Annotated in this window: 19 protein-coding genes; 2 read left to right on the forward strand and 17 right to left on the reverse strand. The window is 43.3% G+C overall.

Annotated elements, in window-relative coordinates:
- Window positions 1-51 precede the first annotated feature (51 nt).
- The 3 genes from nfsA to MHI14_RS16120 form a co-directional block, all read right to left on the reverse strand.
- Window positions 52-792 carry an oxygen-insensitive NADPH nitroreductase gene (nfsA, locus tag MHI14_RS16110; protein ID WP_341130766.1) on the reverse strand — a complete coding sequence of 247 codons (741 nt, stop codon included), beginning with the start codon at window positions 790-792 and terminating at the stop codon, window positions 52-54.
- Between the two features lie 14 nt (window positions 793-806).
- The gene (locus MHI14_RS16115) at window positions 807-2153 is read right to left on the reverse strand and encodes an NtaA/DmoA family FMN-dependent monooxygenase (protein ID WP_249910686.1); all 1347 of its coding nucleotides are present in this window, start codon (window positions 2151-2153) and stop codon (window positions 807-809) included.
- A gap of 115 nt (window positions 2154-2268) precedes the next feature.
- The gene (locus tag MHI14_RS16120) at window positions 2269-3372 is read right to left on the reverse strand and encodes a Gfo/Idh/MocA family protein (RefSeq protein WP_341130767.1); all 1104 of its coding nucleotides are present in this window, start codon (window positions 3370-3372) and stop codon (window positions 2269-2271) included.
- Window positions 3373-3637: 265 nt separating this feature from the next.
- Here MHI14_RS16120 and MHI14_RS16125 point away from each other — a divergent pair, with 265 nt between their 5' ends.
- Window positions 3638-3982: a winged helix-turn-helix transcriptional regulator gene (locus tag MHI14_RS16125; RefSeq protein WP_074095086.1), complete on the forward strand. Its 345-nt coding sequence runs from the start codon at window positions 3638-3640 to the stop codon at window positions 3980-3982.
- A 445-nt stretch (window positions 3983-4427) separates the two neighbouring features.
- On the opposite strand, the gene MHI14_RS16130 is transcribed toward MHI14_RS16125, so the two are convergent.
- From MHI14_RS16130 to MHI14_RS16190, 13 genes are all read right to left on the reverse strand, one after another.
- Window positions 4428-5390, reverse strand: a complete 963-nt coding sequence (locus MHI14_RS16130) for a sensor domain-containing diguanylate cyclase (protein WP_341130768.1) — start codon at window positions 5388-5390, stop codon at window positions 4428-4430.
- A complete protein-coding gene (locus tag MHI14_RS16135; RefSeq protein ID WP_017688455.1) occupies window positions 5383-6018 on the reverse strand; it encodes a hypothetical protein in 636 nt (211 codons plus the stop codon). Before MHI14_RS16135 ends, MHI14_RS16130 begins: the two co-directional genes overlap by 8 nt.
- The gene (locus MHI14_RS16140; RefSeq protein WP_036615858.1) at window positions 6008-6382 is read right to left on the reverse strand and encodes a response regulator transcription factor; all 375 of its coding nucleotides are present in this window, start codon (window positions 6380-6382) and stop codon (window positions 6008-6010) included. The genes MHI14_RS16135 and MHI14_RS16140 overlap by 11 nt, the downstream gene beginning before the upstream one ends.
- A 282-nt stretch (window positions 6383-6664) precedes the next feature.
- On the reverse strand, window positions 6665-7567 hold the full coding sequence (locus tag MHI14_RS16145) for a carbohydrate ABC transporter permease (RefSeq protein ID WP_017688457.1): 903 nt from the start codon (window positions 7565-7567) through the stop codon (window positions 6665-6667).
- Window positions 7568-7579: 12 nt separating this feature from the next.
- On the reverse strand, window positions 7580-8545 hold the full coding sequence (locus MHI14_RS16150) for an ABC transporter permease (protein ID WP_084174602.1): 966 nt from the start codon (window positions 8543-8545) through the stop codon (window positions 7580-7582).
- A 113-nt stretch (window positions 8546-8658) separates the two neighbouring features.
- Window positions 8659-10314, reverse strand: coding sequence for an extracellular solute-binding protein (locus MHI14_RS16155; protein ID WP_091030480.1), 1656 nt, complete (start codon window positions 10312-10314; stop codon window positions 8659-8661).
- A gap of 139 nt (window positions 10315-10453) precedes the next feature.
- Complete coding sequence (locus MHI14_RS16160; protein ID WP_341130769.1) at window positions 10454-11995, reverse strand: response regulator; 1542 nt, start codon at window positions 11993-11995, stop codon at window positions 10454-10456.
- Between the two features lie 13 nt (window positions 11996-12008).
- Window positions 12009-13772 (reverse strand): sensor histidine kinase, encoded by a 1764-nt coding sequence (locus MHI14_RS16165; RefSeq protein ID WP_341130770.1) that lies wholly within the window; start codon window positions 13770-13772, stop codon window positions 12009-12011.
- A gap of 22 nt (window positions 13773-13794) precedes the next feature.
- On the reverse strand, window positions 13795-14910 hold the full coding sequence (locus tag MHI14_RS16170; protein WP_133384778.1) for a response regulator transcription factor: 1116 nt from the start codon (window positions 14908-14910) through the stop codon (window positions 13795-13797).
- A 306-nt stretch (window positions 14911-15216) separates the two neighbouring features.
- Window positions 15217-16056: a formylglycine-generating enzyme family protein gene (locus MHI14_RS16175; protein ID WP_091030487.1), complete on the reverse strand. Its 840-nt coding sequence runs from the start codon at window positions 16054-16056 to the stop codon at window positions 15217-15219.
- A 133-nt stretch (window positions 16057-16189) separates the two neighbouring features.
- The gene (locus MHI14_RS16180) at window positions 16190-16825 is read right to left on the reverse strand and encodes a glycoside hydrolase family 11 protein (protein WP_091030490.1); all 636 of its coding nucleotides are present in this window, start codon (window positions 16823-16825) and stop codon (window positions 16190-16192) included.
- 71 nt (window positions 16826-16896) lie between these two features.
- Complete coding sequence (locus tag MHI14_RS16185) at window positions 16897-17670, reverse strand: alpha/beta hydrolase (protein ID WP_091030491.1); 774 nt, start codon at window positions 17668-17670, stop codon at window positions 16897-16899.
- A 41-nt stretch (window positions 17671-17711) separates the two neighbouring features.
- Window positions 17712-18995, reverse strand: coding sequence for an SGNH/GDSL hydrolase family protein (locus tag MHI14_RS16190; protein ID WP_341130771.1), 1284 nt, complete (start codon window positions 18993-18995; stop codon window positions 17712-17714).
- 290 nt (window positions 18996-19285) lie between these two features.
- On the opposite strand from MHI14_RS16190, the gene MHI14_RS16195 reads away from it, so the two are divergent.
- Window positions 19286-20428 (forward strand): glycosyl hydrolase family 8, encoded by a 1143-nt coding sequence (locus MHI14_RS16195; RefSeq protein ID WP_341130772.1) that lies wholly within the window; start codon window positions 19286-19288, stop codon window positions 20426-20428.
- Window positions 20429-20651: 223 nt separating this feature from the next.
- Here the strand turns inward: MHI14_RS16195 and MHI14_RS16200 are convergent, their stop codons facing one another.
- Complete coding sequence (locus tag MHI14_RS16200; RefSeq protein ID WP_371129066.1) at window positions 20652-22259, reverse strand: ABC transporter substrate-binding protein; 1608 nt, start codon at window positions 22257-22259, stop codon at window positions 20652-20654.
- Between the last annotated feature and the right edge of the window lie 13 nt (window positions 22260-22272).

Consider the following 22272-nt stretch of genomic DNA (forward strand, 5'->3'; position numbering starts at 1 on the left):
TTAAAAGGGGCTTTTCCTATCCAAGTTTCACCCAAAAGATTGGTTTAGTCCTTATTTTTTGGCAAAACCTTGCTTGTTCAAATAGGCCATCATTTGCGGTTGAATACTTCTCTCGAGGTGATCCTGGATATGGTCACTCCATCCTTTTACTTTTTTTACGGTGAAAGGAGCTCTCGTCGGACGATTCTCATAATACTTCAGCATGGTCTCATCATAGATTGCTAATTTCTCTTGATCCATTGGTTGGTATTGATTATCAAGCAATACCATGGATTGAGGGAGCCGAGGTTTCAGTTCCGGCTTATCTCCAGCTGGATTCCCGATACATAATCCCACCAGAGGGATAACATATTTAGGTAAATTCAATACGTCAGATAGTTCGCTTATATTGGCTCTGACCCCACCAATGAACACTCCGCCAAGTCCCATCGATTCAGCCGCAGTTAACGCATTTTGTGCCATCAGGCCGGCATCGAATGAACCAATCAACAGAAATTCAATATATTCAATATCCACATCCGGAGCGATTTCATGATTTCGGTTGAAATCAGCACAGAAGACCCAGAATTCTGCCGCTTCTTCAATATAGGGTTGATCGACACAGAGATGTCTGAGTTTTTTTCGAAGTACTGGATCTGTGATGCGAATAATAGATACCGCCTGAAGAAGACTGAACGATGAAGTTTGATTCGCTGCCTGAAATATTGCATCTATTTGTTCCCCAGTTAGGGGTTGAGATGTGTAAGAACGAAACGATGTATGGTTATGAAGCAATTCGATTGTGTTATTCATTAAAAACCTCTCCTTTATTCGTTGATTCCATTTTCCTGCAATCCGTATTCGTAAGGAACGCCCATATTCTCGCGTAGTGTTTTTCCTTCATATTCCTTATGGAACAAACCGCGTTCCTGCAAGATAGGTACTACCTGATTCACAAAATCTGCAACGCCATCAAAAGATACATCGGGCACGACTGAGAATCCGTCACATGCTTCAGCCAAAAACCATTCTTCCAAGAAGTCAGCAACCTGTGTCGGGGTGCCCGCAACGACCGGATGATAATTGATGACCCCGTGAGCGAGAACATCCCTTACAGAGAGTCCTTCTTTTAATAACTTTAAGGCTCTCGGAGAACGTGGGTCCATGGGATTGGCATATGCATTTTTCAACAAATCTCCCGCTAAAGGTTGATCTATATCTACGGAGTTTACCGATAAGGGTAAACCAACCATGGATCCGAGGTAACTTACCCTGCTGGGGATTTCCTGAGGATTGAAGCTCATAAGCTGTTTCCGACGATCCAGAGCTTCTTCCTCCGTTGAAGCCAGAGAAAACATAAAACCTGCAAACATTTTGATATCATCGGGGTTTCGACCGAAACGTGCAGCACTTTGCCTTATGGCTTGTCTGTGTTCACGGGCAGACGTAATATCATAAGGATTAGCGTACACTCCCGAAGCATATTTCCCAGCTAATTCTAATCCTTCACCTCCTCCTCCTGCCTGGAAAATCACTGGCTGCCCTTGCTCAGAGGGCGGAATGGGCAAAGGACCACGAGATGCATAATAATGACCCTGAAGGTTTATAGGCTGGATTTTGTCCATATCCGCAAATTCCCCTCCTTCTACATTTAACGTCCAAGCGTCTTGTTCCCAACTCCCCCACAAGGCCTGAACAATTTGTATGCTTTCATGTGCCTTGTCATAGCGTTCTTGGCGATTTTCAACCCGGGCACCGAAATTAGCCGCCGCTAGGGGGTCGGATGTGGTAACTGCATTCCATCCCACACGTCCATGACTGATAACATCCAGTGCTTTGAACTGACGTGCAATGTTGTAGGGATAATTAAATGTTGTAGAGAGGGTAGCAACAAGCCCGATGTGTTGTGTCTCTCTTGCTACTGCCATCAGTGCCAACATGGGGTCCATAGGGGACATAGGCGTCTGTGGGCCTAAATTGTTGGATAATCCTGGAGTGTCAGCGATGAAAATCATTTGAAATTTTCCTTGTTCAGCTAATTTAGCCCGTTCTACATAACTATCCATATTGGTGTAAGCTGCAGGATCCGTGCCAGGCATTCTCCATGCGCTAAATTCGGCTCCATAACCCGAAACCATCTGTAAAGCCAGTTGCATTTCACTTCTTTTTTTCATAACGATTTTCTCCTTCGTTCTGGACAGGCACAGATATGTGTGACCTTTCTATAGTGTGAAAAAAATTTAGCTTGCTAAATATATTTATGGATCAATTTGTTCCGTTTAGTGAGGGTTATAGATATTGACGTTCACCTGTCTGAGCTGATTTCTCGACGGCATCCAGTAACTGATGAAGTTTCACCGCATCCGCGAAAGTAGGTGCTAAGGTAGTGCCTTCTTGAATATCTTTGGCAAACTTACGATAAGCCTGCGCCATGTTCAGAACAAATCCGGAGTCGTTATATAGAGAATGTGGAGCCGAGTAATAGGCATCGGGAATGGTTAGTTCACGAAGCTCGTTGTCCGTAGATCCTGCACCGCGTAATTGATGTGATCCGAATTGAATGGATGCAGGGGCGCTCAGCACAATCGTGCCGTTGTCTCCGAAAATTTCAAGTGTGAGTCCTGTCTGATGTTTGACTCCACCTTGAATATGAACACTGGCTGCTGCCCCATTAGTCAATTTTCCTGTAATCATGATCTGATCATCCGTTGTTTTCTTGATGACTTTCTGAATATCTACCAATTCTACTTCTGGAAACTGTTGAGCTGTGGTGGCAGACAATTCTGTAAAGTCCCCAAGCATGTATGTGAAGGCATCCAGATTATGTCCCCCTACAATGGTCAGCAAGTTCCCTCCAACTTTCCGGTCATACAAGTACGCACTCGACTTGTCACCAACGCCCCCCATACCATCAATGGAGATCTTCAGGTTGGCAGATAACACTTTACCCACATAACCTTCTGCCAATAAATTTTTTACATATTGAACGGCCGGGGCTTGTCTAGCCTGTAATCCAATCGCATTTGGCAGTTGTGCGGACGCTATCCATTCCTGCATTTCCAAGGCTTCATCTGTATTTGACCCCAGTGGCCATTCACAATAGATTGGTTTGCCAGCAGGCACGATGATTTTAACGGCATTATAATGTTCCTTGACGTTAATACTGACAACGACCATATCCACATCAGGATGCTGAGCCAACTCCTCCATATTATCAAAGCCGTGATCTGCATAGAAAGCTTCTGCGCTTTTCTTTGCACTCACCATATTACTTGTCCCAACCGCTGTAAGCTCGAACTCATCCAGGTGCTCAATAGCTGGAATATGTGTGCCACTCGCCCATCCGTTATTAATTGAAGCACCTATGATACCTGTACGAATTTTTTTATTCATTGTTAAACATCTCCCTTGTTAAAATTTACAGTATGATCGAATATCGGTTTGTCTCCAACCCTTATCAGTCACTCATTTCTATGATATATTTATTTAGCTTGCTAACTATTTAATCGAGATAACATTCTTATTCTTTCACATTTTAGGTAAACTAAAATTGTTTTGGTGTTGACACCATCATAGGTGTATTTGTTTTGTTAGCAAAGAGGGCAATTTAAATGAACATAGTACATCTTTTTGTACCTTTGGATCAGGAGTGATATGAATGAGAGTTTGCAATGAAGGATTTGAACAAGAGTTTATAGATGGGAAAAGTGACATGTACGCCATAGCTTTTACTCAGAATGTCCTTTCTGGGCGTTGGAAATATTTTATCTTATGGTACCTAAAAGACGAAACACGGCGATATACGGATATCAAAAAATTCCTTGGAGATCTGTCTCAAGGCTCCCTTACAAAGCAGCTTAAAGAGTTAGAGAATGATGGTGTTATTCAACGCGATGTATATCCGGAAGTTCCTCCGCGAGTTGAGTATTCGTTAACAGACAAGGGAATGAAGTTACTACCGATCCTTGAAAAGATGGAGGACTTTGGCAAAGAATACGGCTAAGCAACTTAAACTAGGCTTCCATATCACTTATCTTTGTTAAAGGGGGGATGATATGTTTTTCTTCTTTTTCTTTCTGTTGCTTGGAATGGTTGGTTTTTCCTTTGGGGTTAGAGCACTGAGACGACCGAATTCATGGCCTTTTAATCGTACGAAGGATGAACTCCATGAATACGATAGGATTGGCATCAAGTTTAGAGGTATTTTTCTCCTTGCTTTTGGCACTGTTCTGACTATCGCCTCTTTCAGACTTCTACTTATTTAATAAAATCCAAAAAAAGCCGCTAATATAGCGGCTCTCAATCGAATATAAAATACCCCACTATGATTAAGATAATCGACATCCCGTACAGTAATAGAGGAAAAAACGTATTTTTTCTTATGTTAATTGTATAGACAAATAAAGTTGCTATTGTAGCAACTTTATTAAAAGACATTTTTAGATTTCTTAAACATTTTCAGGCTCATATATTCCGTAACCATTCTTGCCATTCTTTTTAATCTTGTACATGGCTCCATCCGCATGCCTCAGAAGTTCGGAAGGCTCCTGTCCATGCTTGGGAAATAGGCTGATACCAATACTCATCGAAAGGTTGATATAGTTTCCAGCAATTTTGAAATGGGTACTGAATGCAGCTTCCAATCTTTTGGCGATGACTTCAGCATCGTGATCATCTTTCAGATGGCTTAAAATGATGAATTCGTCCCCGCCAAGCCTAGCTACAGTGTCCGCACTTGGAATTGTTTCGCTTAATCGTTTTGCCATTTCAAGCAACACTTGATCACCAACATGGTGTCCATATGTATCATTCACTTGTTTAAACCCATCAGCATCCACAAACATGACGGCTAATTTGTTATGGTTTCTTTTGGCATTACTGATGGCCCAGGCAAGACGGTCATTATAAGCAAGACGATTAGGGAGACCTGTAAGTGGATCATGCAAAGACAAATGTTTGCTGATTTTCTCGGAGATTTTGATTTTGGCGTACTCCGTCTCCAGTTCTTTGATCAGATTTTTAAGTTTATATACCCTGGTATTGGTGTTTGTCATGTCAGTAATCTGAATAAGGGCATAACTCCGATCTTCATGATAGAGCGGTTCAACATGCATATTTTGTCTGAATAAGTGTTCATCCTCTTCTTCATTAGGAAGAATGAAGGCCTTATGTAACGCGCTTGAGCAAAATCTGCTCTGTCCATGATACAGCGCATTTTGCAAAATATTTAAATACATGTTCGACTTAAACCGTGGGCAGACCTCAAGCAGATTCAAGCCTATTACCTCTTCTACATTCTTGCCAGTAAAGCGCTCCAACCAGGCATTCCACACAACAACTTTCAAATGCCTGTCCACGATCATTATTCCCATATGGGCTTTGTTCAAAGCTTGTGAAATAAGATTATCCATTGTCCGCCTCCAACAAAGCGTCCATTTTGGCCAGCAGGCTCGATATGGAGTTCATACTTAATGCTATGACAATGATACCTGTCACATCCGTATCGGCAAGTAAAAACGAGGTATGTAAAACCAGGACATAAACTTCATTTTGAAGCAATATTTGTTGATCGGAATTGGTGACATAGATCAGTTCAATATCAGGCAGGACGTATTCCAGTTTGATCTCCAGGAAATTACCGAATTCTCCAATAATGGCGTTAAGCAGGACATTGCTAACTTCCTTCAAAACGTCCAAATCCGTGTCCATCAGGTTCGGATCGTTCGGTATAACGCTCTCACCCAGTTCTCCAAGACAGATGTTTGCCAATACTTTAGCCTGCTCAACAGGAAACATCAGAAATGCTTTTCCCTGAAATTCATATCCAAACTGTAAGGATGACCTAAACAGGTGACCTTCACTAAAGAAAATGTTGTATCTTCGATCTCCAGGATCAACATCGGATATAGAGATTAGTTCCACTTCTGGAATATTCAAAACGATACGCTTGTCTACAATCTCTGACAACATGTTAGCCGCTTGTCCCACGTAAACGTTCACTAGTTCAGTTAGCAAATCCTTCTGTAAATCATTCAGCATGATAGGCCGCCTGAATCAGTTGAATCATGGTAGTTGCCTTCTCGGCGGTTAAAGGTTTATTCAAAAAACCAGAAATGCCTAACATTTCAACTTCATCCCTAGTTGTCTTCTGAATATCTGCAGATAAGATAATAATTTTGACATTGCTATCCGTTTCTCGAATCATTCGCAGCATTTCTTGTCCGTTCAAACCAGGCATTAGCAGGTCGGTGGTTATAAAATCAGGTTGAAATTCCTTGAATAGGTTGTATCCTTGCTCTCCATTGTTAGCAATCTGAATCTCGCATTCTGGAATATGATCAACAATCAGCTTTGTAAGTAATTTCTGTACGAAAATGGAGTCTTCCACAATTAATACTTTCATTTTCTCTTCAGTCTCCTTGATAAAATGGTAAGAGCTCGGGATGGTCAGGCGCTGTGGACAGTTCTTGATATAGGGCTTTCGCGCGCAGTGGCACCCTGAAAAGAGACTGACTGGTGAATCAAGTAAATATAAATTATAGTAACTTTAATTTAATTGTCAACAACATTATTGAATAAGTTAGATTCGTGTACAATTGACATACTACGGTCCGCCGTTTAAAAAACATGAAAAAACGGTCACCTAGTGACCGTTTTTGATCGGTTATCTGGAACTGCATTAAGTTTACTCTTTTACCCCTCCAAGCTGCAAGCCATGAACGAAATACTTCTGCAAAAATGGATATACAACTAAGATGGGTAATGCGGCAACAATCGTAATCGCTGCCCGAATAGATACAGGTGTGACCATGTTGCGCGCAGCGCCAAGATCTGCACCATTGGCGACGGCTGCACTGCTGTTGGAATTCATAGAAGATGATAATAGTTTCATCAACTCATATTGCAGCGTGCTTAGGTTTTGTTTGGAAGATGCATACAGAAACGTATCAAACCAAGAATTCCATTGACCCACTGCAATGAACAGTGCAACAGTAGCCAGAACCGGTTGGCACAGCGGTAGAATAATGGAAATGAATGTTCTGAAATCTCCAGCACCATCAATTTTGGCGGATTCGATCAATCCCTCGGGTAGTGTCTGGATATAGGTTCGAATAACAATCATATTAAAGGCACTGATCAGCCCAGGAATAATGTACACCAGGAAGTTGTTTAACAAATGCAAATCTTTCATGAGGAAGTAAGTTGGAATAAGACCTGCACTAAAATACATCGTAAGAACAACTGTAATGGTAATGGGCTTTCGTAATATATAATCTTTTCGGCTTAGTGTGTAAGCCAGCATGGAGGTTAAGAATAGACTTAACACTGTCCCCAAAACCGTTCTCGCCACAGATATACCAAAGGCGCTGAAGATGGTCCCTCCTGCAAATACTGCTCTGTAGTTCTGATCTGTCCATACCCGAGGCCACAGATAAATCCCACCCCGGATGGTGTCATTACCGGCATTGAATGATACGGCGAGTGTATTCACAAACGGATACAGGGTAACAATCGCGATTGCGATCATCAGTATACCATTTAACGTATGGAAGACAATCGGTTCAAGCCGAGATTTATTGATTCCCATCTCTAGTCCCCCTTATATTAATCGGTCTTCCCCGAGCCGTTTGGAAATTGAATTCGCCGCAAAGATCAGCGTGATACTAACTACTGTTTTGAAGATACCTGCCGCAGTAGCCAAAGAATAATTCCCGATCTGTAGTCCGTATTTCAGGACAAATATATCTATCGTCTGTGACCAGTCGACAACCACACCATTACCTAACAGATACTGAACCTCGAATCCAGCTTCCAAAATCCAGCCCATATTCATGATCAGCAAAATGATAACAATGGATTTGATTCCGGGTAAGGTCACATACAGCATTTTCTTATATCGGTTCGCACCATCAATCTCTGCCGCTTCATAGAGGGAAGGATCGATAGACGTGATGGCCGCCAAATAAATAATGGCATTCCAGCCAACTTCTTTCCATACATGGGATGCGCCTACAATGCCCCAGAAGTATTCCGGAACGCTAAGCCACATGATAGGTTCTTGAATGATATTCAGCTTCATGAGTACCACATTCACAATCCCACCATCTACAGATAGTGAACTTGCTACGATACCTGTCACAATAATCCATGAGAGAAAGTGAGGTAAATACGATATTGTTTGAATGGTTCGTTTATATAACTTATGTTTGATCTCATTAAGTAAAATGGCAAATATAATTGCTGTCGCAAATCCGAGTACCATATTGATTACGCTCATCGCAATGGTATTACGAAGCACGTTAAGAAATGCATCGTCTGTTAGCAAAAACTTAAAGTGTTTGAGTCCGACCCATTCCTGCTGGGTGAAACTCTTGGCAGGACTGTAATTCTGAAAGGCCATAACCCAGCCCCAAATGGGATAATACGAGAATACAAGAATGTACGCAACGATGGGCAATGACATGAACATGAGTTGTCTTTGTCCGCGCAATCGTTTTAACAGTGGTGCTTTGGTAACGACTGTACGGGTGGTTTGCTCTGGTATGGCTCCAGGCGTGTTCGCCATCTTTCACTCCTCCTATTGGCTTGCAGCGACTTTATGCATGATGTCCTCGGAAGGCACTCACCTGAGTAATCCTTTGGTTGATACCTTCCGAGAGAATCATTGCCGCATTTTTTTTATTTAACAGACCAGTTCTCGATTCTCCATTTCAGTTGTTCATTAATCCGGTCTTCATAGGATTTGACATCGATTTTCTTGTAAGCGTCTACATATTCAGTCCAAATGTTATCGAACTCATCCGGTTTTGACATGATCGCCTTAGGCAAGAATTTCAACGAAGTGTCTGTCATTTGTTTGTTCGCTACCGCAGCATCAGAGCCTTCTTTCAGATCGACCTGCCATGCTGGATAGTACACTGGATTTTCTGGTGCAGGAGAGAAGAAGTCGCTCCACGTTTTGAAGCCATATGCATCCAGAAGTTCTTTATCTTCCGGTTTGAGGTTGTCATAGAATTCCTCAGGTTGGTTGATCGCTCCAATTGCATTGCCATCTTCAAATGTTCCTTCGAGCTTTGGTGCAGCAGCGTAGAAACCTTCAGCTTTGTTAACCAATCTCCATGCCGGATCATCCTGCTCTGTCCGTTGCTCTGGTGTACGATAGAATCTTCCCTCTTCATTCACTTGATAGTCTACACCCTCTTCACCCCATGACAAGAGCTTCTGGTACTTCTCGTCCATAAGCTTATCGAGGAATTTGATGAGTGCGACTGGGTCTTCGGCATCTTTACTGATACCAAAACCATTGTTCAAGTTAATGACCGGACGATCCAGATAATGATCTGTGATACTTGTATCATAGACAAGCGGGAAGCCTACGTATGTCTGGCCAATTTTCCCCTGCGCTACGAGTGGGTCTTCGCCGGCTTGGAAATTCCAGTGCTGGTCGAACATACTAAGCACACGTCCCGAAGAAATTTTGGCCAGATATTGATCGTAGTTCTGAACAAAGGCTTCTTTATCCAGCAATCCCTCGTTATACAGATTGTTTAGTTCTTTATAATACCGTTTGGAGATATCTTTGTCGGCAAAAACGGTTGCGACTCCACTATCATCTACAACTACGCCCCCGTCATTGGGGTGACCCGTAAGATGTTCAGGTGGGTTAAGCAAAGGGAACGTCCGCCAGTCTGAAGCCAATGTAGTGAAACCAATCGTCGGTTGACCATCAATAGTTGGATTCTTGGCTGCATAATCACGGATCAACTTTGTGAAATCATCCAACGTTTTAGGAGTCGGGTACCCGGCATCCTTCAGTATGGACTTTTGAATCCAGAATGCAGGACCAGAATAATAGTTACTAATGAACTCCCCTGTATACACACCATAGTTAGGCAACCAGTAAATATGTCCATCACTGGAGTCTTTCATCCGGTTCCAGTCTTTACCGAAATGTTTCTTCAGATTAGGTGCATGCTCTTCAATGAGATCTTCGAGCGGAATAACCGCACCGGCTGATACCAATTTGGTATCTGCTGTGATCAAGTCAGGGAAATCGCCACCGGCAATCATAACGCCGAGCTTCTGTTGAAGATCACCCACAAGAAACTCCATCTCAAGATTGACGCCGAGTTCATCCTGGATCTTCTTGTAAATTCGGTTATCTTTAGCTGGCGCCTGATTTGGCGTTCCGATAAAGGCCGTGATGTTCAGTACCTCTTTCCCATCCTTTGTAGTCGTTTTCTCATTGTCACCGCTGCATCCTGCAAGTGCCAAACTCAAAGCCAGAACGAGTGATACGGAACCCCAAAGCTTCTTTTTCTTAAGTCCCCCCATGTACTTGCCCTCCTTGGAAGTGGTATGTCTTACTGTTTTTAGTATGAAGAAATGTATGCGGTTACAAAATATATACATTTAAGGTCTACCCCCCTGTAATTGTAGGTCTTATTCAGGAGGGGTTCTTCTTTTTCATGGATCAATTCGCATACTTTTGCCTGTATTCTACTGGTTTCATGGCTGTTCGTTTTTCGAAGTGTCTGAGAAAATGCTGGTAACTGCGGTACCCAACTTGCTCCGCAATCGCACTTGATGTTTGATTCGTCTGCTGGAGCAGACGCTTCGCTTCTTCCATTCTTAGATCATGTACTACCTCGATTACACCCTTACCATACTTTCGCAAAAAGGATTGCCCTAAATGGACAGGATTCACGTAGAATCGTTCTGCGAGCTCCTGGATCGTAAATGTCTCCCTGTAATGCATCTGCACATATTCAGCAACTGTTGCCTGGATGCCGCCCATTTGCCTCTCCCGGAAAATAGCGAGTTCTGACTTGCATTGCAAACAGAAATGTTCCAGATTGTTAGCAACCTCTTCTATATTTCGATGGCCCTTCTCCAGAATTCCACTCGCCAATTCGTTCATTAGAGCATTAGGTTCTCCTCCTAATTCTCTACACAGGGACAATCCGCGGAATATAATATGGGTAGAGAAAATATGTACAATCTCTGGCGCAGCCTTCATCTGTATAAACAGTTCAAAAGCACTCCGAATCGCAGACGAGAGTTCCTCTACAGAACCGTTTTCAAGCAAATCGCAAATGTGGTCCACTTCTGATAGTGTTTCCGGATCAAACTGCCAATTCTCCAGCTGAATATCTTCGGCAAACAAAAGACGCTCTTGATTAAAAAACCAATAACGCCCAACTTCCTGAGCGGAGCGGAAGGATTCAGATAAATGCTCCAGTTTGTTGACCGTTAATCCAACCGCGATATGAATATCTTCGCAGCCGTTATGTTGCATGTTGTTCATCAAACGCTGGGTAAAAGCTTTAACTGCTTCAAATGTCTCATTCCTATCATTCGTTTCCTCCCCCCATACAAGTCCCAATGAGTCTCTTGTTCTGTCTATCACATAACAGCAAGTTGTTTCTTCAGCCGTTTGTTCGGCTACTGAACAGACTTCCTGAATATCTCCCTGAAAGGCTATCCGCAGGTATGCCCAATGGGACTTGTTTAAACGAGGAAGGATCTCTGACATCTCTTGCTCCGATATATTTTGCTTATCCTTAATCAATGCAGACAAAAACGCTTTGATCCTTTGCTCGTTTGCATGTTCCCGAATACGCTCCTGGTTTTCACGCTCCTGCAATTGCATACGGAGACGGACCAACATATCCTCTGCTTCTGTACTGTCAACCGGTTTGGTTAGATAGTTGGAGACACCTAATCGAATAGCTTGTCTGGCATAATTAAAGTCACTGTATCCACTCGTGATGACAAACAGCACAGACTCATGTTCCAATCGTCGTGCTTCTTCTACAAGTTCCAGCCCATTCATCACAGGCATACGAATGTCTGTCACCACGAGATCAGGTCGATCTTGTTCCATCATACGAATGGCTTCCTCACCGTTGGCGCACACGCCTCTGATTTCAAAACCATACTTTTCCCAATTGATCAGAAGCTGTAACCCTTCAATGGCATAAGGTTCATCATCGACTAACAGTACTTTGTACATGAGAGTTTACCTCCTATTTCCTCTGTTCCAGCTTGGAGATCGGTATCCGGTACCCTGCAATAGTTTCCTTTCCAGGTACACTGCTTAGATCAAATATCGCATTTCCTTCATAAAAGAGTTCCAACCTGCGGTAGACATTGCGGAGTCCTACATGCTCGCCGTTCCTGGGTCTTTCAGAACGGATATCTCGCAGGAGCTCGGTTAGTCTCCCTGCATCCATACCGATTCCATTATCGATCACTTGAATAACCAGTTCAGACGTGTTTCGTCTCGCCGTTATCTTGATCTCCCTTCCATTTTTCCGCGCCTGCAAGCCGTGTTTGCAGGCATTTTCGACGAGCGGTTGAATACTCATTCGTGGAATAAGCAACGAAGCTGCATCAGGATCAACCTCGAAGGTGTAATCAAACAGCTCTCCAAAGCGAAACTTCTCAATCTGGAGATAAAGATTCGTAAATTGCAGCTCTTCTTGCAAAGGAATCAGATTGTCAGAATGACTGAGCAACTGTCTCATCAGTTTGGACAGACTTTTAATAATCTCAATTACTTCTGTATATCCATTCTTCGTACTAACGACCAGCAAGGCATTTAATGTGTTAAATAAAAAATGGGGATTCATCTGACTCTGGAGCATGGACAATTCTGTCCTCACTTGATCCAGCTCCAGATCTTTTTGACGGATTTCCAGTTTATATACGTCATTAATCAGCGTATGAATTTTACCAATCATGATGTTAAATGTACGAATAAGCCCGCCAATTTCGTCGCGGCCTTCGTGAATTTCAATCAGATCGAATCGTTCGTTACGAACCTTCTCCATATGTCTGGATAGCTTGCGAATCCGATAGTGGTAGGAACGCAAAATAATATAGATCAATACAGAGGGGACCACGATACTTAATGCGAGTAACCCCAAAATTGATTTAAAGGCTTCTTGCAGCAGGTGGTCAAGGTGACGCGTATCAGCAACTCCAATCAATTTCCAACCCTTTAGGTAGGCTAGATTCCCCAACGATTTTTCGAGCGTGTAAGCAGAATCCCCAGATTCCTTGAGCATTGATTCATTATCAGGGGGGGATAAGTCGGTTTCGCTGAACTCTCCACTTGAAACGACAGTTCGATTGTTGCTGTCCACCAGACGCAGCTGAAGACTGTCTGATTCACGATTTAAAATGCTATACACCCGGCTAAGTTCCAGATCAATCTTGGAATACTTGTTGTAATTTGCATAGGAAGTATAGGTGTCCATTTTGCCAATCACACTGATTCTTCTTCCCGCGTTAAATCCGGATGGCTCAATATAATCAACGACAAGAATGCCTCCACTGGTGGATTTCAGCTGTTTCAATCCAGGGAGTACATTCTTGTCTTTCATTACAATATAATGACTGCCCGTCTGAATGGTATCGTTATCCGTATAAATACGCACCTCCAGAATATTCGCTGACATATACCGTGTTAATTTATCACGCAGGAATGCATGGTAGACGTTGTAATAATCAACGGGGGAGTGATAGGTCCGATCCAGTGCCTCATAGAGCGAATCGTCTGCTGCAATAATTCGACTCAGGGCAACGCTCTCATCAATCATGCCAAGCAGTTCCCCCGCAGCCCTGTCGATGGATTTACGCAGATTTTCCTGTTCTCTAATCTTGATATCCGCAGAGGTGCGTTGATAAAAGAAGATATTAATCGTTATTACAGGAAGGAGAATACTAAGTACATAAATAAGCAGAAATTTGGATCGGAGAGGAATATCATTAACCTTACTGAACATCCAGAATTTATGACGCATATGATCACCCTTGGTTTTTGTTTTTATAGACTGACGGAAGCTCCCCTGTATGCGCTCTGAACTTTTGGGTGAAATATTCAGCATCATGATATCCTAGCCTGAATGCAATGTCAGTGATCTTCATATTGGTACGTCGCAGGAGTTTACGGGCCTCCTCAACACGAAGCTGGTGTACATAGTCACTGAAACTGACCCCCATCTCCCGCTTGAACTGTTGACCCAGATAGGCAGAATTCACGTGAATACGATTAGCTACATCTTGTAATTTAATTTTACTTCGATAGTGTTGCTTCAATTCATTCACTGCTTCTGCAACCAGCCCTCCCGTACCCGTCTTTTGCTTCAATTCAGACTGGGAAAGTTGCTTGGACAGTCGAACACACAGGTCTTGCAATGTGCCGGAAGACCAACTCGCAGCCTCATGCCATTCTTTTTCACAGAGTATTTCTCTGCAACCCTCTCTTTTTCCATATTTACGTAGCAACTCCCCATGGATATATCGAATGACATGATGTATCCATTCCAACGAAACCTCTGCTTTCTCACTCTTCTCTAACAGTGCACTCACTGCAATATCGATAGAATACGTATTTTCTGATTCAATCAACGCCAAGATCTCTTTGGAGATGTTCATCATTTGCTCTAAATCATATTCTTCGCTTATCCGATATTCATTAAGATGATTCTCATCGGTTTCATCTGTAACCATGACTCCATTTTGCTGTTTTTGCTCATTTCTGCGTTTGTCCAGAGGTTCAATCATTTCCATAAGGATTTGGTGAATTTCCTCGGGAACAAGAGGTTTAAGCACATACTGATCGACCTGATACCGTATGGCTTGCTTCGCGTAATTAAAATCCGAGTATCCTGTAACGATAACAATTTTAGAGGTATAGGCGAGATCTTCTCGCAAGGTGTGAATCAAACCAAGACCATCCATAACAGGCATTTGAATATCAGTGACGACAAGATCCGGTTCAACCGAGTTGAATAAAGCAAGCGCTTCCTCCCCATCCGTTGCCGTTCCGCAGAGTTCATATCCACAAGCTCGCCAGTCAATCATCGTTCTCCATCCTTCTAGCATAAACGGTTCATCATCTGCGACAATGACCTTGTACATTAGCTCACCTCTCTTTTATCCTTGATCAGCTGCATGTATTTTATCTATATCTATAGGTAGATTCCAGTTGTTCTAGAAACGCTAAACAGCAGAACAACAGCAGGATTGTTGTCTGCTCGTACAACTTGGAGTACAAAATTTCCACCAGACCGTACTATAAAAACGCTCCGATTGTAGCGAAGCGTCGGGATAACAATTCAAGTGTAACGCTTACATTTTGGTACAACAACCTGTTAAACTATAGGTTTTCACCCGACAAATTATAGGTTTAGCTCAGAAGTAATCTATTGTCAGGAAAAAGATTTTTCATTCTCCACGTACAATACGGAATCCTTGATCGGGACCAAAACCATTTGCATCAAATTTGCCTCGAAATGATATTTCATTGTTATTGACACCGCCAATCCAGCCTCCGCCTTTTACAACTCGCCAGGATTGATTGGGACTTTCCGAATCACTGTACCAGTCCCAGCACCATTCTCTCACATTCCCAGACATATCATAGATTCCTAACTCATTTGCCTTCTGAGTTCCGACTTTTTTGGTTTGATTACGGTTGCTCTCAATAGCGGGCCAGCTCCAGTCACCCGTCAGAATCTTCTCGCCGGCATTTACCCAGTACCAAGCAACTTCATCAGGATTATTACTTCCGCTGTATGTGTAATTTAAGCTCTTTTGACCCCCGCTTGCAGCGTATTCCCATTCCGCCTCTGTGGGTAAACGGTAACCGTTGGCGTCCTCGTTGATCGTTACAGTCCATTTTATATTGTCGTTTTCGTTGTGGTTATTCGTGTCCTGATTGTCTTTGTCTATATTGTAATAAGGTTTCAGGTTTTCTTTTATACTTTTTTGATTACAGTATTCCACTGCGTCATACCAGCTGACCATTTCAACAGGCAGGTCATCTCCCTTGAAGCCAGAAGGGTTTTCCCCCATAACCTCCATCCATTCTTTTTGAGTTACTTCGTATTTGCCAATATAGAAGGAATCCAGCGTTTCATTTTTATCAATCTGACTCGGCTTACTACTCTTGAAGGCTCCCCCTTCGACAAATACCAAGTCATCGTTTAATTTGGTATTACTTGCTGAACAAGCACTTAGACTAACAACTATAGCGATTAAAATTAACCATACCAGCTTCCTCATTCAATTATTCTCCTTTACTAAGCTTAAATCCGGCAACGTCGAGGTCGGTTAGTCTAGAGAATAACGTTACTCAACGCTACCGGAAAATTGAATTCAAATGCAGGTGCAGACGTTGAACTGCATCACATCATTTTTACCAAACCGTCACGTTTGCGCTTCCGCTGCTTTGATAACCTTCTGTTGCCATCACCTGATAGGACCAGCTGTTGCCTAAGTACATCCCTTTGCTCGCCCATGCATTCACATGATTACTGAACGTGATGGTAGAATTGACTCCGATCGGTCTCTTGGACTGTCTTACACTCCAATATTGAGGGAAAGTCTGCGTACCATCAATGGAAGGTGCATTATATCTCATCGTTGTATAAATGTCGTATGTGCCACCATCACTAGTCATTGAGCCCTTGTACGTGCCAGTCGGACGATATGTTCCCCAGCTATCCACCACGTAGTATTCAATGAGTGCGCCTCTTGTCCAACCATAGAAGGTCAGATATCCGTTACCTGATGGAGAAAATACACCAGCATTGTAATTGACTACTCGATTAGGTGTACCGTATGTCCACCCTTTCCCGACAACAAAGTTCCCGGTATTTTGCCAATTCACGCTGTAATTCCCGCCCGATCCATTCACGGCGTTGACCGTTCCTCCGCCATCTGTCCAATTTTGCCAATAATCTGTTGCTGCGCTCGATGTTGCTGCGAAGACACCAAAACTCATGGAAGCTGCAAGAACAACGGTTAACAATTTTTTGCTAAATTTGAACATAGATAATACCTCCTGATATTTTAATAGATTAGGTTGATGCTACAATCCGATATGAATGTTCTTCAGCAAATTCACTTGAAAAGACGTTGCGAAAACAGATACAGATCGTTCTTCCATACGGGCCAATCATGTCCTCCACTTTCCTCATGCCAAATGTGAGGGACTCCGTGTTGCGCCAAATATTGGTGAACCCCAAGACTAATCTCTATAAGATTGTCCTGTTCACCGCAAGAGATCCATAACAGCGAGAGTAATGAAGGCGCTTTCGAAAGATCAGGGACAAGTAGCTCCGGACTTCTGGTGTTTGGGGCTGCGGAGAAAGCACCGATCCATGCAAAATGGTCTAGATTACTTAATCCGATATTTAAGGATTGACCTCCACCCATGGATAAACCAGCAATCGCCCTTTTATCCCGGCTTTTATGCAAAGGGTAGTTCGACTCCATGTAAGGTATCAAATCGTTGAGCAGATCGGATTCAAACCGTTTAAATGCTTTGATTTTCTCAGGTTCAAACAGGTCTCCTTCAGCTCGGTCATTCGACATTGCACGACCGTTGGGGAAAACAATAACCATTGGCTCAAGCAAGTTATCGTTGTACAGATTATCGAGAATAATTTGGGGAGAACCATGAGTATGCCATTCGGTTTCGTCTCCACCAATACCATGCAAAAGAAAAAGTACAGGATACATCGTTGTCGAAGAAAATTCTGGTGGGGTGTACACCATCGCTTTACGGGAAGTGCCAACCGTGGTGGAAGGATACTCTACCGTCTCCATGACTCCACGTGGTATATTCTCCCGATACTGGTCATATCCCGTTACTGCTGGTGAGATCAATTCCATTCTCTTTTCCTCCGAACATATGAGTGACTATCAGTCTTCAGTTAATCCACATAGCCAAAACCCAGAATGGTGAAGCATTTATGTTCATGACCTTCCGCCATTTCGATCTCGATGGAGTGCTCCCCCACATGCTCTTCGTTAAGCAGAAGTATGGCATGGCAATGGGTCCAGTTCACTTGACGCGGATCGACTTTTTGGACGAATACCCCATCTACCTTGATATGTGCAGTTCCGAATTCGTCGTTACCAGAATCCTTGAAGATCAGAATGAGGCTTTTGCACTGCAAACTTATCCGAAAGCTGCTCTGATCCTCTTTTTCCTCTCCTGTACGCATCCAGTTATGGGGGAACTGAGGTGTACCATAGTCATGAGCATCCATCTCAGCCATCTGCAAATCCGTGTCTGTTTTACAAAAAGAGCCTGCATCGATTCGGGCAATGTGATTGCCGGTTTTCCGATCCAACAGCTTCACATTAACAAATTCATTTCCAATTAGCGGAGCTTTTTCAATATCATGATCTTTCTCATCCCACTCAGAACGATTCGTCACGTCGAACAAATATTCCAAACAATCGGCCATAATTCGATGCCCTATGTTAGTTGGATGATATATATCATGGAAAAATTGCTTTTTGGAAATAACGTTGCCTTCACCTTTTGTCTTGTTGAACTGATCTACGACAGCATCTTTCACACTTACCATTGGCAGATCATAATGCCAGCCTACCGGAGCGAGACGATCCTGTAGATTCCAGTCATTTTCGAATACACTGAATAACAAGATGACCGCTGGCTTGTTATCGGCAGTAAGTGCTTTGAGTACCAGACTCTCGTAACATTTACCTTGGGTTTCATCATCTGCGTCATTGACTGCGAATTCGATTATGACAATATCCGGCTGAACGGCACCTCCCCTCAGCACATCACGATCATAACGTACAATCCCCAGTTCTGATGGAGTTCCACCCACACCTGCTTTAATCAGATGAATCGGACTATCCTTTGAAAGCGCAAACATAAATTTGAACGACTCATACGACCGATAAGCGTAACTTTGGAGATGAATAGGTACTGCACCAGCACCATGGGTAATGGAGCCTCCAATATAAGCGATAACGACAGGTTCGCCGTTTTTTGCCTTCTCAATGGCTCGTTTTAATCTGACATTATTTCCTTTGTTCAGAAGAGATCGGCCAATCATGTCGCGATATCTATGTGACTCAAAATCAATTGCGGGCTTGACTGCCGACGCTTTCACTCCAACTGGATCGCGCGGTGCAGTGAATTCCGTGTTTTCACCTGCATCTCCTGAATCCGGGAGCATAAATCACCATCACATCCTTCCGGTTAGATTCTGACCATCCTCAAACAACATTTAAAGGATCACAGCTTGTATTATTATTAGATCAGATGTGATCCTTCTCCCAAAGTGTATCCCTTACATAATTTTACAACAACCTGACAAAGTATAGGATTTTAACCAATATATCATTTTAAGTTGAGTACAATGACATGCAGATCAGAACACCTATAATTTTTCATGTAAACGCTTTAATTTGTATACTATTTCCATGTTATAATTTTGAAAAACCGCATTGATGAAGGAGGATACTCATGAATATCACGGGTCAAGGCGCGTGGGATACGGGTACATATACAAATCTGTTTTTGAAGCTAGGTTACGATGAGAATGAGATCACGAACAGATTGGAAGAAACATGGAACGAGCTGTTTTATGGCGATGAAAATACTCGAATATATTACCCCATGGGTGAGGACAAAGGATATTTGCTGGATACCGGTAATCTCGATGTTCGCTCTGAAGGTATGTCTTATGGCATGATGATGGCTGTTCAGATGGACAGAAAGGAAGAATTTGATCGACTCTGGAATTTCTCACACACGTTTATGCAACATAAAGAGGGACGTTATAAAGATTATTTTGCCTGGCATTGCAAGCCTGACGGAACCCGACTCTCGCAAGGTCCTGCTCCTGATGGTGAGGAGTTTTTTGCCATGGCGCTTTTTTTTGCCTCCAACCGCTGGGGCGATGGCGCTGAACCTTATGATTACAAGGCACAAGCCCGCAAGATCCTTCGTGCATGTATACATCAGGGCGAAGACGGCGAAGGCGATCCCATGTGGGACCCGGAAACAAAACTGATCAAATTCATACCAGAAACACCGTTTAGCGATCCCTCCTACCATCTGCCTCATTTTTATGAACTATTCGCGAAATATGCGGATGAAGAAGATCAGAGCTTCTGGAAAGAAGCGGCGGCCGCCAGTCGTGCTTACCTTCATACAGCCTGCCATCCCGTAACCGGACTTTCACCTGAATATGCGAACTATGACGGCTCTCCGGCTCCAATACAGCCGCATGGTGATTTCAGACATTTCTACAGTGATGCCTACCGTGTTGCTGCAAATGTAGCGCTGGACTGGGAATGGTTCCGCAAGGATCACTGGCAGATCGAACAATCCAATCGGATTCAGTCCTTCTTCAGTGATATTGAAATGTCCGATTATCGTCGTTATACAATAGAAGGTGAACCTTTCGACGAACCTTCACTGCATCCTGTAGGTTTGCTGGCTACCAATGCCATGGCTTCACTGGCTGCGGACGGTCCACATGCTGACACATTCGTTCGCAAGTTCTGGAACACCCCTCTGCGTCAGGGAGAGCGACGTTATTACGACAATTGCTTGTATTTTTTCAGCATGCTGGCTCTAAGCGGAAGATATCGCATGTACTAAACCAAGGGAATGTGCGCGAACCGTTGAATCTGTCCTGTGAATATTTGGCTTGCAGGACAGGTTCAATCATAGAATTTTAAGAAGGATGCATTGAAATTTACGATTTAATCTATATCAATAAAAAACGTTCCCGGCTCGCATATATTGATTGCGAACCGGGAACGTTTGGGTGTGCAAATACAGACATTAACTTTTCCCGCTCTGTATGATTCAGATACTTTAATTATTTGGAAACAGAAGAAGTATCATAGGAAGACTGCATAATCTCCAGATATCGATTAATGTTCAGTCCCTCCAGCCCTTTCACATATTCATCCCAATCCTTATCCAGATTTTTGGCGCCTGTAATAAATTGCAGGGCGTTCTGATCGATGTAATCCTTGAGATTGGTCTGCATCATGCTGGCTTCATCAGCAAGGGACGGATCTACCCACAATGCCCAATGAGGGAAAACCTCTTTCGGTTCCTTGCCCTCCATTAACAATGTCGCCTCATAGAGCCGTCGCTCATAACCATCATTGGCATAGATGTCTGTCCCCTGTACTTCGGCGTCCCGATATGCACGGTGATGATTGTACTGACTTAATGCAGCCCAACTGTCATTACGAGGTTCTTCTCCAGAAGGAAGCGGAATGGCTTTATATAACGGCTCAATCTGATCATTGAGCGCCACTTCTCCTTCTTGTGGTTTGCGCCAGCTTACGCCCTCTTCTCCCAGATATGATGCCATGGTCCCTTCTTGGGTATAGAAATAATCCAGCAGCTTTATGGCCGCGATCTGCGTTTCCTCACTGGCTTTGTTTGTCAGTACAAAGGACGCTCCGGGATCAATCGGATAGTTGTACGTAGCATAAGCAGCATTGGGTCCCTTCAATGGAGGGATGGGATTGTAATCATTCCCGTAAGGTGAACCTTCGGCAGTCGTTACGAATAACGATGGATGCATGGCTGCCCCGGCACCCAGAAGCTGTGCGTCGGCGTTATCGCCAATTTTTTTGAAGGCCCCGACATTTTGGGTAAAAGCCCCTGGATCAATCAACCCTTCATCGTACAGGGATTTAATATAGGCAAGTCCTTCTTTCCACTCCGGTTTGTTCACTACGGTCTCCACTTTCCCCTGATTGACAATCAGATAATTCCGATCGTCGTCATAGATAAAACCGTTCATCAAGTACGGAATAATGTGCACACCGAAATTTTCAGTCGAACCGCTTAGCGGTACTTCGTCGGCTTTACCGTTCCCGTTCGGGTCTTTCGTTTTAAATGCCCGAAGCATTTCCTTAAATTCTTCTGTCGTCGTGGGTTCGGTCAGGCCCAGTTGTTCCATCCATTTGGTGTTGACCCACATCTTGTTCGGGTATGAACAGTGAAAACATTCATTTAGACCCGTCAAACCATAGATATTTCCGTCGGGAGCAGTGTTCATGGCCCGATAATAGTCATTGCTTTCAAGCACTTTTTTAATATTAGGAGCATGCTCCTCAATCAGATCATTCAGCGGCAAAATAACCCCCTGCTGACCAAACTTCAACAAGTCTGTCTGGGAGAATCGATCTACCCAAGGGATGAGCAGATACAAGTCCGGATAATCACCGGAAGCCAGTGAAATCTGTCTTTTCTCCGCTGCACCGTCGAATGGAACCGTAGTCCAGTTGAACTGAATATCAAACTTCTCTTCCATTTTCTTCGTGAATTTGTTAGTGGACAGGTTGGTATCCGAACCCTGGTGAGCAAACACATTAATGGCTGTCTTGCCTGACGGGTCGCTGCCTTCCCCGTTCCCCTTATCAGAACTTGAACATCCGGCAAGTACCAACGAGGTAAACAGCATAAAGGTAAGAATG

Origin of the sequence: Paenibacillus sp. FSL K6-2393 (genome assembly GCF_038002545.1) — a bacterium.
In the GTDB taxonomy this organism is placed as follows: Bacteria; Bacillota; Bacilli; order Paenibacillales; family Paenibacillaceae; genus Paenibacillus.